General features: G+C 56.2%; 17 protein-coding genes. 11 read left to right on the forward strand and 6 right to left on the reverse strand.

The genetic code is table 11. The features are described 5' to 3' along the window. Positions 1 to 57 precede the first annotated feature (57 nt). The gene (gene aroA / locus ACR3EJ_RS08130; RefSeq protein WP_170545625.1) at positions 58 to 1,416 is read left to right on the forward strand and encodes a 3-phosphoshikimate 1-carboxyvinyltransferase; all 1,359 of its coding nucleotides are present in this window, start codon (positions 58 to 60) and stop codon (positions 1,414 to 1,416) included. Continuing rightward, complete coding sequence (locus tag ACR3EJ_RS08135; protein ID WP_170545621.1) at positions 1,416 to 2,039, forward strand: (d)CMP kinase; 624 nt, start codon at positions 1,416 to 1,418, stop codon at positions 2,037 to 2,039. The genes aroA and ACR3EJ_RS08135 overlap by 1 nt, the downstream gene beginning before the upstream one ends. Positions 2,040 to 2,063: 24 nt before the next feature. Here ACR3EJ_RS08135 and ACR3EJ_RS08140 read toward each other — a convergent pair whose 3' ends face one another. Continuing rightward, the gene (locus tag ACR3EJ_RS08140) at positions 2,064 to 2,540 is read right to left on the reverse strand and encodes a YHS domain-containing (seleno)protein (protein WP_170545618.1); all 477 of its coding nucleotides are present in this window, start codon (positions 2,538 to 2,540) and stop codon (positions 2,064 to 2,066) included. 218 nt (positions 2,541 to 2,758) lie between these two features. Here ACR3EJ_RS08140 and ACR3EJ_RS08145 point away from each other — a divergent pair, with 218 nt between their 5' ends. From ACR3EJ_RS08145 to ACR3EJ_RS08185, 9 genes are all read left to right on the forward strand, one after another. Continuing rightward, positions 2,759 to 3,295 (forward strand): hypothetical protein, encoded by a 537-nt coding sequence (locus ACR3EJ_RS08145; RefSeq protein WP_170545615.1) that lies wholly within the window; start codon positions 2,759 to 2,761, stop codon positions 3,293 to 3,295. Positions 3,296 to 3,413: 118 nt separating this feature from the next. After that, on the forward strand, positions 3,414 to 3,734 hold the full coding sequence (locus ACR3EJ_RS08150; RefSeq protein ID WP_480423331.1) for a DUF6525 family protein: 321 nt from the start codon (positions 3,414 to 3,416) through the stop codon (positions 3,732 to 3,734). 237 nt (positions 3,735 to 3,971) lie between these two features. Beyond that, a complete protein-coding gene (gene rpsA, locus ACR3EJ_RS08155) occupies positions 3,972 to 5,648 on the forward strand; it encodes a 30S ribosomal protein S1 (RefSeq protein WP_010438032.1) in 1,677 nt (558 codons plus the stop codon). A 270-nt stretch (positions 5,649 to 5,918) separates the two neighbouring features. Next, positions 5,919 to 6,203, forward strand: coding sequence for an integration host factor subunit beta (gene ihfB / locus ACR3EJ_RS08160; protein ID WP_008758048.1), 285 nt, complete (start codon positions 5,919 to 5,921; stop codon positions 6,201 to 6,203). A gap of 6 nt (positions 6,204 to 6,209) precedes the next feature. Further along, positions 6,210 to 6,560, forward strand: coding sequence for a LapA family protein (locus ACR3EJ_RS08165; protein ID WP_170545869.1), 351 nt, complete (start codon positions 6,210 to 6,212; stop codon positions 6,558 to 6,560). An 8-nt stretch (positions 6,561 to 6,568) separates the two neighbouring features. Next, a complete protein-coding gene (locus tag ACR3EJ_RS08170; protein WP_170545612.1) occupies positions 6,569 to 7,213 on the forward strand; it encodes a phosphoribosylanthranilate isomerase in 645 nt (214 codons plus the stop codon). 46 nt (positions 7,214 to 7,259) lie between these two features. Then, the gene (locus ACR3EJ_RS08175) at positions 7,260 to 7,595 is read left to right on the forward strand and encodes a hypothetical protein (protein WP_170545609.1); all 336 of its coding nucleotides are present in this window, start codon (positions 7,260 to 7,262) and stop codon (positions 7,593 to 7,595) included. Between the two features lie 68 nt (positions 7,596 to 7,663). Next, entirely contained in the window at positions 7,664 to 8,911 is a 1,248-nt protein-coding gene (trpB, locus tag ACR3EJ_RS08180) for a tryptophan synthase subunit beta (protein ID WP_170545607.1), read from the forward strand. Positions 8,912 to 8,962: 51 nt separating this feature from the next. Continuing rightward, on the forward strand, positions 8,963 to 9,595 hold the full coding sequence (locus ACR3EJ_RS08185) for a class I SAM-dependent methyltransferase (protein ID WP_170545604.1): 633 nt from the start codon (positions 8,963 to 8,965) through the stop codon (positions 9,593 to 9,595). On the opposite strand, the gene ACR3EJ_RS08190 is transcribed toward ACR3EJ_RS08185, so the two are convergent. The 5 genes from ACR3EJ_RS08190 to ACR3EJ_RS08210 all read right to left on the reverse strand — a co-directional run bounded on the left by ACR3EJ_RS08190 (position 9,592) and on the right by ACR3EJ_RS08210 (position 14,111). After that, a complete protein-coding gene (locus tag ACR3EJ_RS08190) occupies positions 9,592 to 9,972 on the reverse strand; it encodes a DUF2237 family protein (protein WP_170477497.1) in 381 nt (126 codons plus the stop codon). The genes ACR3EJ_RS08185 and ACR3EJ_RS08190 overlap by 4 nt on opposite strands. Positions 9,973 to 9,981: 9 nt before the next feature. Next, positions 9,982 to 11,145, reverse strand: coding sequence for a serine hydrolase domain-containing protein (locus ACR3EJ_RS08195; RefSeq protein ID WP_170545601.1), 1,164 nt, complete (start codon positions 11,143 to 11,145; stop codon positions 9,982 to 9,984). A gap of 72 nt (positions 11,146 to 11,217) precedes the next feature. Beyond that, complete coding sequence (pth, locus tag ACR3EJ_RS08200; RefSeq protein WP_170545598.1) at positions 11,218 to 11,901, reverse strand: aminoacyl-tRNA hydrolase; 684 nt, start codon at positions 11,899 to 11,901, stop codon at positions 11,218 to 11,220. A 130-nt stretch (positions 11,902 to 12,031) separates the two neighbouring features. Next, positions 12,032 to 12,691, reverse strand: coding sequence for a 50S ribosomal protein L25/general stress protein Ctc (locus ACR3EJ_RS08205; protein ID WP_010438055.1), 660 nt, complete (start codon positions 12,689 to 12,691; stop codon positions 12,032 to 12,034). Between the two features lie 253 nt (positions 12,692 to 12,944). Next, the gene (locus ACR3EJ_RS08210) at positions 12,945 to 14,111 is read right to left on the reverse strand and encodes an alpha-hydroxy acid oxidase (RefSeq protein WP_170703637.1); all 1,167 of its coding nucleotides are present in this window, start codon (positions 14,109 to 14,111) and stop codon (positions 12,945 to 12,947) included. Between the last annotated feature and the right edge of the window lie 84 nt (positions 14,112 to 14,195).

Consider the following 14,195-nt stretch of genomic DNA (forward strand, 5'->3'; position numbering starts at 1 on the left):
CAACCGGCCCCAATTCGCTAATCGGCCTGAGGACCGATAGCGAAAACAGGAGCCCCCATGTCCGGACACGGCACGCCCATCCCGATGACGTCGCATCCATGCGGCCCGCTGACCGGCACGGCAGAGGTGCCTGGCGACAAATCAATCTCGCACCGGTCCCTGATCCTCGGGGCGATGGCTGTTGGCGAAACCAGGATTTCGGGCCTGCTTGAGGGCGAGGATGTGCTGGACACGGCCAAGGCCATGCGGGCCTTCGGGGCCGAAGTTACGGATCACGGAGGCGGCGAATGGTCGGTGCACGGCGTAGGCGTAGGCGGCTTTGCGGAACCCGATCAGGTGATCGATTGCGGGAACTCGGGCACCGGTGTGCGCCTGATTATGGGAGCGATGGCAACCTCTCCGATAACGGCGACCTTTACCGGGGATGCCAGCCTGAACAAACGTCCGATGGCCCGGGTCACCGATCCTCTGGTGCTGTTTGGTACGCAATCTGTCGGTCGTAATGGTGGACGCCTGCCGATGACCATTGTCGGCGCTGCGGACCCCATCCCGGTTCGTTACGAGGTGCCTGTGCCATCGGCTCAGGTGAAATCCGCTGTTCTGCTGGCAGGGCTGAATGCCCCCGGCAAGACCGTGGTAATCGAGAAAGAGGCAACCCGTGATCATTCCGAACGGATGCTGGCCGGGTTCGGCGCAGAAATCACCGTCGAGGATACCGACGAGGGTCGAGTGATTACCCTGACCGGGCGTCCAGAATTGAAGCCGCAGGTCATTGCGGTGCCGCGTGACCCATCTAGCGCAGCGTTCCCAGTATGTGCCGCGCTGATTACCCCCGGATCGGACGTTTTGGTGCCGGGCATCGGATTGAACCCCACGCGTGCAGGTTTGTTTACAACGCTACGCGAGATGGGTGCGGATCTTACCTATGAGAACGAGCGCGAAGAGGGTGGTGAGCCCGTTGCAGATCTGCGGGCAAAATACTCGCCGAATATGAAGGGAATTTCCGTCCCGCCAGAACGCGCTGCCTCGATGATTGACGAATACCCTGTGCTGTCCGTTGTTGCCGCCAATGCAACCGGCACAATGATTATGGGCGGCGTCAAAGAGTTACGCGTCAAGGAAAGTGACCGGATCGATGCAATGGCGCGTGGCCTGCGCGCGAATGGCGTGACGGTAGACGAGGGTGACGATTGGTGGTCAGTCGAGGGCCTAGGCATTGGTGGTGTTCCCGGCGGCGGCATTTGTGAGAGTTTCCTCGATCACCGCATTGCCATGTCCTTCATGGTGATGGGTATGGGCGCGAAAAAGGCGGTTTCGGTAGATGATGGTGGTCCGATTGCAACTTCGTTCCCGATCTTTGAGCCGTTGATGACGGGTTTGGGTGCCAAGCTGCTTCGCGACAACCGGCCGGTCTGATGCTCGAGCAGCGGTATACGGTTGCGATCGACGGCCCTGCTGCGGCAGGTAAGGGCACGATCTCGAAGGCGGTAGCCGCGCATTTTGGGTTTGCCCATCTGGATACTGGATTGCTTTACCGAGCGGTTGGACGACGCATGCTGCAAGGGGAAGAGCCTGTTACGGCGGCGCAATCTCTAACCGCAGAAGAGTTGGGTCAGGATGACCTTCGTACGGCCGAGATCGCACAGGCGGCCTCAAAAGTGGCTGTCATACCCGAGGTTCGTAGCGCGCTGGTTGATTTCCAACGTGCCTTTGCGCGACGTGTCGGAGGCGCAGTTCTTGACGGTCGTGATATTGGAACCGTTATTTGTCCGAATGCCGAGGTCAAACTGTTCGTCACGGCCAGTGCCGAAGTGCGCGCGGAACGGCGATATCTGGAGCTTGCAGCCAAAGACGATGACGTCTCGCGCGAACAGGTGCTGGCAGACGTCAAAGAACGCGATGCCCGCGATGCTGAACGCAGCACTGCACCGATGAAGCCCGCAGTTGATGCTGTGCTGCTGGATACCTCGGACCTGAGTGTCGATGCTGCACTGGCCCGTGCGATCGAAGTCATCGAAATGACCCTGCCTAAAGCATAATCGCCTTCAGGCAGGGCCAATTCCTTACAGCTCGCCTACAGCGATGCTTTTGATGTTGGCCCACTGATCATCGGCGGTTTTTGCTGTCCCGGTGACGTCTTTCAGGAAAGATGCACGGGTGTCTGCGTTCAGGAACAAGAACAGCTTTCCGTCGGCAACCAGATATTGATCCGGGTCGCCGTCAAATTTCTTTCCGACCGAAACACCGAATGAGCAATATCCACCGTGTTGAGGCAAGTATGCTGCTGGGTTGGCCTCAAACGCTTCAAGGTTTGCAGCACTGGTGAAATAGTAGGACGCGCCGTCATAGGTCGCTGTATGGGCTGCAAAACCCTCGACCGGATTGCCGTCATTCACCAGGGCCACCAGATCTACACCATGTACCGCCAATGGAGCGCCAGCAGCAGAGATACCCTTTGAGACGTTTATTTCATCTGCAGCAAATGCAGGGGCAGTAAGGGCAAGTGTCATCGCAAGGGCCGTAAGGGCAAGAGATTTCATTTGGTTATTCCTTTCCATTTGGTTCCTGGCCGCAACAGTCGTCGGCCGATGGGGTGAAAATAGGAAAGGCTTTTCGGACGTGTAATCGCCGATAGAACGCAAAGTATTGCAGATCGTCCTAACCGATGCATGATGTGTGATAAGTGTTCACAGAGCTTTGTTTGGTTCGTCAGAGCTGAACGTCATATTGTCGTTTCTATATCTGTAGGAGGCGCCACATGATCCGAATAGTTCTGTTTCTGGTGTTAACAGCCACAGGCATCGCTGCTCAGGAAGCTGAAACCCCGTCTCCGATCAATGAACCCCCGATGACCTACGAACGTCTGGGTAAAATCCTGTTTGCACTGGATCCCGAAGCGCAACCCCACGGGCCTGGTTTTGAACTGACGATCTCGGAGGTGCGCGTATTTGTTGTGACGGATATCAATGCGGACCGTATGCGCGTGATGGTTCCGATCCGACCTGCAGACGGTCTGACTCAGGCCGACATGCAACGGATGATGCAGGCCAATTTCGATACGGCATTGGATGCGCGATATGCGATCGCGAACGGTAGGGTTTGGGCGGTGTTCTTGCACCCGCTTTTGTCGCTGGAAAGGGATCAATTGATTTCGGGTATCGCGCAAACTGTGAACATCGCACAAACATATGGCACCCTCTATTCCAGCGGAGGAGCACAGTTTGGCGGCGGCGACAGCGGTGAGTTGCAGCAAGAGCTGTTCAAGGAACTGTTAAAAAAGGGCGAGGAAATCTAATTTCCGACAGTACGGCCCAAAGAACGTCTTGCTAGAAGGGTTATGTTATATGATATCGTAACACAGGCTTGAAAGATGGAGTTTCTGTGTGTCTGCGCGTTACGATGTAAAACGAGGTGTGATCCCTGCCAACGCCGGTAGGGCGATCAAAGGCAATTCAGGCCGTAATTTGCGGACTCAGCTCAAACGTCGTAGGCGGCGGGGCTCGCCGATGCAGGCCTATGACGCATTACCGCAAGGCCTTAGGCAGTGGCTGGCGTCTGCCTGTTTGCCATGGAGTCCGGCCTCGGCTCTCAAAATCTGGGACCAAGCTGGGGGTTCGGCAAATCCCATGGCCGCTATTCTGCGGCTTGACGCCATTGAGCGATCCATGTTGCAGCAAGATGCGTTGATCTGGGGCACGCCGGGCAAGCAATCAAGCGCTGATCCCGCCGCATAAGCCAGCGTTTGTTGGCTTTGCACTTGCGCAAGCATTGGAATCCGCCTATACGCGCGCTGTCGATACAAGGGCGGTCAACGTCCGGATGACGTTTCTGAGCAGGGCCGGGTAACCTCGGCCCTTTGTGTTTGTTTGCTCAGGGGCGCACCGGATCACGCCTGAAGACATCATGAAACAAGACCGGCGGAGACAACCGCTCGGCCAGCAAAAACGTACTGTAAAGGAAAACAACGCCACATGGCTAACGCATCCATGGAGGAATTCGAAGCCCTCCTGAATGAAAGCTTCGAAATGGACACACCCGAAGAGGGTTCTGTTGTCAAAGGCAAGGTTCTGGCGATCGAAGCCGGCCAAGCCATCATCGACGTAGGCTACAAAATGGAAGGCCGCGTTGATCTGAAAGAATTCGCAAATCCCGGCGAAGCCCCTGAAATCGCTGTTGGTGACGAGGTCGAAGTTTACCTGCGCGCCGCAGAAAACGCCCGCGGCGAAGCCGTCATCTCGCGCGAGATGGCCCGCCGTGAAGAGGCATGGGATCGTCTGGAAAAAGCATATGCCGACGACCAGCGCGTCGAAGGTGCAATCTTTGGTCGCGTCAAAGGTGGCTTCACCGTCGATCTGGGTGGCGCAGTCGCGTTCCTGCCCGGCTCGCAGGTTGACGTTCGCCCCGTGCGCGACGCTGGCCCGCTGATGGGTCTGAAGCAACCGTTCCAGATTCTGAAAATGGACCGTCGCCGTGGCAACATCGTTGTGTCGCGCCGCGCAATCCTGGAAGAATCGCGTGCCGAACAGCGTGCCGAAGTTATCGGCAACCTGTCCGAAGGTCAGACCGTCGAGGGTGTCGTCAAGAACATCACCGAATACGGTGCATTTGTTGACCTGGGCGGCGTTGACGGCCTGCTGCACGTCACCGACATGGCATGGCGTCGTGTGAACCACCCGTCCGAGATCCTGACGATCGGCGAAACCATCAAGGTTCAGGTCATCAAGATCAACAAAGAGACCCACCGCATCAGCCTGGGCATGAAGCAGCTGCAGGAAGATCCGTGGGATCTGGTTGCTGCCAAGTACCCGCTGGGCTCGGTCCATCAGGGTCGCGTCACCAACATCACCGACTACGGCGCGTTCGTCGAACTGGAAGCTGGTGTCGAAGGTCTGGTGCACGTGTCCGAGATGTCCTGGACCAAGAAAAACGTCCACCCCGGCAAGATCGTTTCGACCAGCCAGGAAGTCGACGTCATGGTTCTGGAAATCGACGGCGCCAAGCGTCGCGTATCTCTGGGCCTGAAGCAGACTCAGCGCAACCCATGGGAAGTGTTTGCAGAAACACACCCCGAGGGCACCGAGGTCGAAGGCGAAGTCAAGAACATCACCGAATTCGGACTGTTCATTGGCCTCGAAGGCGACATCGACGGCATGGTTCACCTGTCGGACCTGTCCTGGGACGAGCGTGGCGAAGATGCGATCCAGAACTACCGCAAGGGCGACATGGTTTCGGCCGTTGTCTCGGAAGTTGATGTCGAAAAAGAGCGTATCTCGCTGTCGATCAAAGCCCTGGGCGGTGACAAGTTCGCCGAAGCCGTGGGCGGCGTGAAGCGTGGCTCGATCGTAACCGTCGAAGTGACCGCGATTGAAGATGGCGGCATCGAGGTGGAATACGAAGGCATGAAATCCTTCATCCGCCGTTCGGACCTGTCCCGTGACCGCGCCGAACAGCGCCCCGAGCGTTTCTCGGTCGGTGACAAGGTCGACGTCCGCGTCACAAACGTCGACAGCAAGACCCGCCGTCTGGGCCTGTCGATCAAGGCACGCGAAATCGCCGAAGAGAAAGAAGCCGTGGAACAGTACGGTTCTTCCGACTCTGGCGCATCGCTGGGCGATATCCTGGGTGCAGCGCTGAAGTCCGGCGACTGATTCAGGGCGAAAGCCTAACCAAGAAATTCGGCCCCGTGCGCATGCGCGAGGCCGTTTTTGTTGCGAATCAATATGTTCCAATTATCCGGGTTTTTTCCCGTCATGTTCGCTCAATAGGTGTAGAAAACGAGCTTGTGCGCTAATATTCGCGTTAGAATGTGGCAAAATAAGTCCAATCGATGCAGAGTATGCGTTCCCCCAAACCGGGTTTTTTCCTATACTGTCAAATCAGTAGGCCAGACATACCGGACGCCTGGGAGGGTATTACGCATGATCCGTTCAGAACTGATTCAAAAAATCGCCGACGAAAACCCGCATCTTTATCAGCGCGACGTCGAACGGATTGTAAATACGGTTTTTGAAGAAGTGACCGATGCAATGTCGCGCGGTGATCGCGTTGAGCTGCGCGGCTTTGGCGCTTTCTCCGTGAAAAAACGCGATGCTCGTGTAGGGCGAAATCCCCGCACCGGAGAAACCGTACAGGTCGAAGAAAAATGTGTTCCGTTTTTCAAGACCGGCAAGTTGCTAAGGGATCGGTTGAACGGTAAAGCGTAAGTCATGATGCGCTACATTCGTTATGCTTTTCTTGCTGCCTTAGGGATCATATTGGTCTCCATCTCTCTGGCCAATCGTGAACTGGTTGAACTAAAGCTGATGCCGGATGCACTGGCAGAGTTGCTTGGGTTCAACTTTTCAACCTCGCTCCCTCTGTTCTTGGTTGTCCTTGGTGGCGTTGTGGCCGGTCTGGTCATCGGCTTCCTTTGGGAGTGGCTGCGTGAGCACAAGCACCGTAAAGACGCCACTGTGAAGAAAAGCGAAGTGCGCAAGCTTGAGCGCGAGGTCAAGAAGCTCAAGAAAAAGCAGAACGATGGGCAGGATGATGTGCTCGCTCTGCTGGATGAGGCAAGCTGAGGCCGACTATGTCCGGTGAAATCAGTGTCAAAATATGCGGTCTTACCGCACCTGATCATGTGCGTGCGGCAGTTGAAGCAGGTGCACGGTATCTTGGCTTCAATTTCTTTCCTAAATCGCCGCGTTACGTATCCGCTGTGCAAGCGGCAGAGTTGATGCAATCTGTGCCTGTTGGGGTCGCTAAGGTGGCTTTGGTTGTGAATGAGTCGAACGAGGTTTTGGATCAGATTACCGAAACCGCACCGTTCGATATGTTGCAGTTGCACGGTGGCGAAAGCATCGAACGGGTCTCGGAAATCAAATCACGCTATGGGTTGCCAGTGATGAAGGTCATTGGAGTGGCTGATGCTGAAGACTTGGATGCGATTGATGCCTTTAGCGACGTCGCTGACCAGATTTTGATCGATGCCAAACCACCAAAAAATGCTGTTCTACCGGGCGGCAACGGCTTGGCGTTCGATTGGCGTCTTATGGCCGGGCGGAAGTATTGGCGCAAGCCGTGGATGCTGGCGGGTGGTTTAACTCCCGACAACGTGGCGGAGGCCATTCGTACCACAGGAGCCCGGCAAGTGGACGTCGCTTCGGGCGTTGAAAGTGCTCCGGGTATCAAGGATGAGGCCTTGATCAGCGCATTTATCGACGCCACACGGTGATCTGAACAATTGTCTGCTGCGTATCTCCGGAAAAGGGGAGGAGACAATGCTTGCGGCAATTGGCGGTGTTTCGTTAAGACGATGGTACTACGGGCCGGAACTATTCTGGCGGGCGCGTCAGGCGTTGCTTCAGGCGCGCGGCGATCCATTGTGCCTGGAAGCACAGGTCTTTTTACATCAGGGCATGTTTTTTTCACTCAGTGTTTGGGAAGACGTAGAGGCTATGCTGACATTTGCCCAATCGGGCCCGCATCGATGTGTGGTGGATGCGGCTTCGCGCTTGGCCAAGACCTATGAATTCCACCATTTTCCCTGCATTGCTGTCCCTAGCAGGGATCAGGCTTTGAAGGTCTGGGCGCAATGCGTCCAGGATCAGCAATGATGCGTTTTGCCATGGCAAATCCTGCCGCTACCACCTATGAAAGTCGCGTACGACGAGTGGAGACACCCATGGCCAACGATCTTTTTAATTCCTTCATGTCCGGCCCGGATGAGCAGGGCCGTTTCGGCATCTTCGGCGGACGGTTCGTCAGCGAAACGCTGATGCCGCTGATCCTGTCGCTGGAAGAGGAATATAACAAAGCCAAGGATGACCCTACTTTCTGGGCCGAGATGGATGATCTGTGGGCCAACTATGTGGGCCGCCCCTCGCCGCTGTATTACGCGGAACGCCTGACCGAGCATCTGGGCGGGGCCAAAATCTATCTGAAGCGCGATGAGCTGAACCACACTGGTGCGCATAAGATTAATAACGTGCTGGGCCAGATCATTCTTGCGCGCCGCATGGGTAAGACCCGGATCATCGCGGAAACCGGGGCAGGGCAGCACGGCGTAGCCACCGCTACCGTCTGTGCCAAGTTCGGCCTGAAATGCATCGTCTATATGGGCGCGCATGACGTACAGCGTCAGGCCCCGAATGTATTCCGTATGCGCCTGCTTGGGGCTGAGGTGATTCCGGTGACAAGCGGTCGGGGTACGCTGAAAGACGCGATGAACGACGCGCTGCGCGACTGGGTAACCAATGTGCGCGACACCTTCTATTGCATCGGCACAGTGGCCGGTCCGCACCCGTACCCGGCGATGGTACGCGATTTCCAGTCGATCATCGGTAAGGAAGCCAAAGAGCAGATGCACAAGGCCGAAGGTCGTCTACCCGACACCATCATCGCAGCCATTGGCGGTGGATCGAATGCGATGGGCCTGTTCTATCCGTTCCTTGATGACAAAGAGGTCAACATCATCGGTGTCGAAGCAGGCGGCAAGGGCGTGAACGAGAAGATGGAGCATTGCGCCTCGCTCACTGGTGGTCGTCCGGGCGTGCTGCATGGCAACCGCACCTATCTGCTACAGGATGATGACGGGCAAATTCTCGAAGGCTATTCCATCTCGGCGGGTCTGGATTATCCGGGGATCGGGCCTGAGCATTCCTGGCTGAACGATATCGGCCGTGCCAACTATGTCTCAATCACCGACAACGAGGCGCTGGAGGCGTTTCAGCTGTGCTGTGCGACCGAGGGCATCATCCCGGCGCTCGAGCCCAGTCATGCGCTGGCGCATGTGATGAAGATCGCACCAGATTTGCCCAAAGATCACCTGATCTGCATGAACATGTGCGGACGCGGCGACAAGGATGTGCAGACGGTTGCGAAATACCTGAACTTCGACATGTCCGACACCGAAGGCCGTACAGCAGACTGATCACCCAAAACAGGCTTTGCGCCTTTGAGGAACTGTGCCAGTTTGCTAATCATGAGCGGCGCGTCCTCAAAGGCTGAACTTAATCGGCTTGACCAAAAATACGATCAGGCAGCCCCCGGCTGGTCGGATAAGATGCGGCTGCTAGGGTATTTTGATGCCTACCTAGGATTTCTGTCGTCAGAACCGCTTGCAGACTTGGGGCGTAATGCGCTGGATATCGGGTGTGGGACGGGTGCTTTCGCCGAAGCACGCACAGTCATCCGGCCCGAAGGTAACATCGCGCTGCTCGAGCCTTCTGCCCGGATGCTGCACTTGGCGCATTCAGCTTTGCAGCGCCGCGGATTCGATGCGACGCTCATTCAATCCCGATTGGACGATTTTCAGCCGGAGGCCCGATTTGACTGCCTACTGGCCGCGCATGTTCTGGAACATTGCGCCGACCCTACTGAGGCTCTGCGCCAAATGCGCGATCTTGCCGAACCCGGGGCGACGCTCTGGCTGGTCGTGAGCAAACCGCATTGGTGCAATGCGATCATCTGGTTTCAGTGGCGGCACCGGACCTACAGGCCAGAGACGGTGGTGGAGATGTTGTCCCGCTCAGGATGGGATCTGCAAGCTGAACACAGCTTTCCGACCGGGCCTCCATCGCGCACGTCACGTGGATATCGGGCGACCGCGATCTAGGTCTCGTCTTCGGAACGCTGCGCCTGCAGGATATGCAGGGGAACGATATCCAACGCTCTCTGATGGGTGGCTTCAAGGTGGACCAAGGGTGCACAGCCCTCGTCATAGGCTTGCAAGAAGCGCGACGCACATAGGCACCAGCTATCGCCGGGTTTGAGACCTGGGAAATCGAATTCAGGTCGAGGCGTGCTCAGGTCATTGCCGACATATTTCGAGTACGCCAAAAACTCAGCGGTCATTACTGCGCAAACCGTGTGGCTGCCCTGGTCTTCCGGGCAGGTGTTGCACACGCCGTCGCGAAAGAACCCGGTCAGAGGATCGCGAGAACAAGGGGCGAGTACGCCTCCCAGAACATTGATGCTGTCTAGCTTTTGCATGGCTGCATCTTACAGGCTTTGCGCAATTTTGCGGAACATTTCGACATTCAGCTCGTTGACGCCGGGTTCGCGGAACTTTCGGTCAGCGCCAGTTGTCACGATCAAGACCCCGCGTGGCTGGTCGAAATAGATATACTGGCCATAGATGCCGCGCGCCATGAATTCACCCTCATGCGCCCCAACAGGTATCCACCACTGATAGCCATAACCGATCTCGCCGGGGTCTGTCGGGGCGCTAGGCCAAGTAGATGTGTCGATCCAATCCGCAGGTACAATCTGCCGGCCATCGCGTTCGCCACCCTGCAAAATCAACTGCCCGAACCGTGCAAAATCGCGCGTTGTGAAGTTGAGACCGCCCAAAACAAATGCAACGCCTGCGCCATCGGTGATGTAGTAACCGTCCCGCTCCAACCCCAGCGGCTCGATCACTTTCTCGGTCAGCAGCTCTGCGACGCTGCGCCCTGTCGCGCCCCGGATAACCATTCCGATTACATGGGTATCTATGGACACATATTGCCAAGTTTCGCCCGGCGCGACAAAGCTGTCCCGCAGTGAGGCCGCAAAATCATCCAGCTCACCACCCAAGGCAACCACACGCCCCATTCGGTTGATGTCAGAGTCGTAATCCAGATAATCTTCGTCGAAGGTCACGCCGCTGGCCATATTCAAGACATTGCGGATCGTCGCAGTGTCATAGGCGCTGCCCTTGAGCTCTGGGGCGTATTGTGCAACCGGGTCATCCAGCGATGAAATAGCACCCTCGGCCATCAGAATACCAAACAGGGCCGACAAATAGCTTTTTGCAACTGACCACGAAATCCTCCGGTCATCGGGTCCGGTGCCCAGATAATACTCCTCAAATCGGATCGCTCCGTCTTGCATCACAAGCAAAGAAGTTACCGCGCGATCTTCGATCCACTGGTCAGTTCCATCGGGCAGATCGAAACCGGGGCCATAAGGCAGTTCCCAGGTCGGGCCGTCACCGCGCGGCAAATCGGTGGTCAGAAACGCCTCGTTCATGTGCGAAAAATTATACACGATCTTTTCTTCTGAAAACAAAGAGTTCACGGCCATCAGGCGTTGAATCTCTTCGCGTTTCCAAAAGCCGACCACCAACGCCGCTAACGCCAGAGCCAACACAAGACGTAGCAGCCACTTAAAAGCAGATCTCATCCGAAGTCTCCCATTACACCTAACAGTGGACCCTGGTCAGTTCCATTACGCAATTACTACGTTGCGGAAGCATTACCTGAATTTGTCCAACAGCTTCTGCATGGCTGAACGCTCATCTGGAACAGATGCGGCCTCGACTCTCGTTTTAGGGGGGCTTTCAGGTTTGCCAGACTGCTTCGACGATCTTGGCGGAGCGGTTCGCAAAGCAACAGCATTCATGAACTTGCCGCTTTCGTCATCGGCAAGATAATCCGCACCATCCGAAACCCCGCGCAGGACGCTATCCAGCCAGTCTGCATCGGCTTTGGCAAAATCACTCAGAACATAGGGTGAGACCATTTCCTTACGGCCCGGATGCCCAATGCCCAGCCGCACGCGATCATAGGCCGGGCTGATATGTTCGTGGATCGACCGCAACCCGTTATGTCCCGCATGTCCGCCGCCAGCTTTCACACGTACCTTGCCCGGGGCCAAATCAAGCTCATCATGGAAGACGGTCACGTCGGTCGAATCGAGTTTGTAGAACCGCATTGCCTCGCCCACGGACTGGCCCGAACGGTTCATAAATGTCTGAGGTTTGACCAGCAGCACTTTCTGCCCGCCCAGGCGACCTTCGGCGATCTCAGCCTGAAATTTAGATTTCCACGGGCCAAAGCCATGGTCTTCGGCGATCCGCTCCAATGCCATAAACCCGATATTGTGCCGGTTACGGGCGTATTTCTGCCCGGGATTTCCTAAGCCGACAAACAGTTTCATCGCATCGTCCTTAACAGCGTAATCTCAGCGGTTGATGCCACATCTTACCGTCTCGTTTCCAGCCCAACATCTGCATAAAAAAACGGGGCTACAAACGAGCCCCGTTACACTATTCGGATATGATCCGAACTTATTCTTCAGCTTCGTCCTGGCCGATGACTTCAACTTCATCAGCTGCAACTTCGCCCTCTTCACCCTCTTCATCGTCGCTTGTCGACAGACCGGTGGGTGCCGAAACGTTGGCGATCACGAAGTCACGATCGATGGTTGGTTTGGTGCCAGCAGGCAGATCAACCGAAGAAATGGTGACAACGTCGTTGATTTCCATGCCTGTCAGATCAACGGTGATCTTCTCAGGAATGTCACCCGCGGTGCACAACAGTTCAACTTCTGGACGCACAACGGTCAGAACGCCACCCTTCTTGATGCCGGGGGCCGCTTCTTCGTTGACGAATTCAACAGGTATGAACAGCGCGATCTTTGTGGTCCGACGCAGGCGCATCAGGTCCAGGTGTGTCGGCAGGTCTTTGACAACGTCACGCTGAACGTCGCGGCAGATGACGCGAACGTCTTCGTGGCCTTCAACCTTCAGGTTCCACAGGGTCGACTTGAACCGGCCTGCTTTCAGTCGCTTGAACAGGACGTTGAACGGGATTTGGATCGGCAGCGGGTCTTTGTCGCCACCAAACACAATGCCCGGAACCATGCCGTCGCGGCGTGCTTGACGAGCGGCGCCCTTGCCTGTCCCCGTCCGTTCCAGAGCTACGAGATCAGGAATCTCTCCAGCCATGATAATTCTCCAATGTTAGGGCGGGCATCCTCCAAGGCTGTATGCCCGCGTGAAGCCGCGTCCTTAGCTTGATTCAATTGGTTTGGAAAGGGCTTTTTGTGGCCTGAGGAATTTTGCGAGGCTCTGCCTCGCGCTCCGGGTTATTTAGGGCCAGATGAAGATGGGGTCCACTTCTTCATTGGGCTGCAAATATCTCGGGGGAGACGCCCAAAGGCGGCAGGGGCAGCGCCCCCTTTTTTTGGTAAGTCGAGGATCAGGCCTGCCAGCGGCCGCCGAAGTCTTCCGGGACCAGAAGATTGTGGCGCCCCAGATCAGCCACGTTGCGCTCACCGCAAAGTGCCATCGTTGTATCGAGCTCTTTCTGGATTACCTCCAAAGCCGTCGTCACACCCTTCTGACCCATCGCACCCAGCCCATAAACAAAGGCGCGGCCTATGAAGGTTCCTTTGGCCCCAAGCGCCAGAGCCTTTAGCACGTCTTGCCCCGAACGAATGCCGCTATCCAGATGCACTTCGACATCATTGCCAACGGCATCCATGATCTCAGGCAGAACCCGGATTGAACTGAGTGCACCGTCCAGCTGTCGCCCGCCGTGATTTGATACGACGATGGCGTCCGCACCCAGCTTGGCGGCCATCTTTGCGTCTTCGGCGTCCAATATACCCTTGAGGATTACTTTGCCGCCCCACTGTTCCATCAGCTTCTCAACCTTGCCCCAGTCGAGGCTGGGATCGAACTGTTCAGCAGTCCATGTTCCCAGTGAGCGGGTATCGGTGATGCTGTCGACATGACCGACGATGTTACCGAATTCCCGGCGCTTGGCGCCCAGCATTTCGATACCCCAGGCCCATTTTGTCATCAGGTTGGCAATGGTTTTGGGGGTCAGCTTTGGAGGGGCGGAGAGGCCATTCTTCAAGTCCTTGTGTCGCTGACCGAGGATTTGCAGGTCGAGCGTGATCACCAAGGCTGAGCATTTCGCATCCTTCGCGCGCTGGATTAGTCGCCCGACGTAGTCTTGATCCTTCATTGTATAGAGTTGGAACCAGAACGGAGCGGTCGTGTTTTCAGCAACATCTTCGATCGAGTTGATTGACATCGTCGAAAGGGTGAAGGGCACGCCAAAGGCCTCGGCAGCTTTGGCCGCTTTGATCTCACCATCTGCGTGTTGCATGCCTGTGAGACCTACCGGAGCCAGTGCCACCGGCATCGACACATCCTGTCCGATCATCTGCGACGCGGTCGAGCGCCCGGTCATATCTACGGCCACCCGCTGACGCAGGCGGATGTCTTCGAAATCCGAGGTGTTCTCGCGGAATGTTTGTTCCGTCCAACTGCCGCTTTCCGCATAGTCAAAAAACATGCGTGGAACCCGGCGTTTATAGATCCATTTGAGATCTTCGATATTGGTAATTGTCGGCATGGATCTGGCTTCCGCAGGATTGGTTAAGTTTCTTTACCAATTTTTCCTTCGCCCTGCAATGGCGATCAACTGCGGTTGGTTGCC

Source organism: Ruegeria sp. AB11 (genome assembly GCF_056536325.1).

Excerpts from the sequence above, each read along its gene's own strand:
- rpsA (WP_010438032.1), top strand. The coding sequence starts at position 3,972 with ATGGCTAACGCATCCATGGAGGAATTCGAAGCCCTCCTGAATGAAAGC.
- ACR3EJ_RS08210 (WP_170703637.1), bottom strand. The coding sequence starts at position 14,111 with ATGCCGACAATTACCAATATCGAAGATCTCAAATGGATCTATAAACGC.
- ACR3EJ_RS08205 (WP_010438055.1), bottom strand. The coding sequence starts at position 12,691 with ATGGCTGGAGAGATTCCTGATCTCGTAGCTCTGGAACGGACGGGGACA.
- ACR3EJ_RS08135 (WP_170545621.1), top strand. The coding sequence starts at position 1,416 with ATGCTCGAGCAGCGGTATACGGTTGCGATCGACGGCCCTGCTGCGGCA.
- ACR3EJ_RS08165 (WP_170545869.1), top strand. The coding sequence starts at position 6,210 with ATGCGCTACATTCGTTATGCTTTTCTTGCTGCCTTAGGGATCATATTG.
- pth (WP_170545598.1), bottom strand. The coding sequence starts at position 11,901 with ATGAAACTGTTTGTCGGCTTAGGAAATCCCGGGCAGAAATACGCCCGT.
- aroA (WP_170545625.1), top strand. The coding sequence starts at position 58 with ATGTCCGGACACGGCACGCCCATCCCGATGACGTCGCATCCATGCGGC.
- ACR3EJ_RS08145 (WP_170545615.1), top strand. The coding sequence starts at position 2,759 with ATGATCCGAATAGTTCTGTTTCTGGTGTTAACAGCCACAGGCATCGCT.
- ACR3EJ_RS08195 (WP_170545601.1), bottom strand. The coding sequence starts at position 11,145 with ATGAGATCTGCTTTTAAGTGGCTGCTACGTCTTGTGTTGGCTCTGGCG.
- ihfB (WP_008758048.1), top strand. The coding sequence starts at position 5,919 with ATGATCCGTTCAGAACTGATTCAAAAAATCGCCGACGAAAACCCGCAT.
- trpB (WP_170545607.1), top strand. The coding sequence starts at position 7,664 with ATGGCCAACGATCTTTTTAATTCCTTCATGTCCGGCCCGGATGAGCAG.
- ACR3EJ_RS08170 (WP_170545612.1), top strand. The coding sequence starts at position 6,569 with ATGTCCGGTGAAATCAGTGTCAAAATATGCGGTCTTACCGCACCTGAT.
- ACR3EJ_RS08175 (WP_170545609.1), top strand. The coding sequence starts at position 7,260 with ATGCTTGCGGCAATTGGCGGTGTTTCGTTAAGACGATGGTACTACGGG.
- ACR3EJ_RS08190 (WP_170477497.1), bottom strand. The coding sequence starts at position 9,972 with ATGCAAAAGCTAGACAGCATCAATGTTCTGGGAGGCGTACTCGCCCCT.
- ACR3EJ_RS08185 (WP_170545604.1), top strand. The coding sequence starts at position 8,963 with ATGAGCGGCGCGTCCTCAAAGGCTGAACTTAATCGGCTTGACCAAAAA.
- ACR3EJ_RS08140 (WP_170545618.1), bottom strand. The coding sequence starts at position 2,540 with ATGAAATCTCTTGCCCTTACGGCCCTTGCGATGACACTTGCCCTTACT.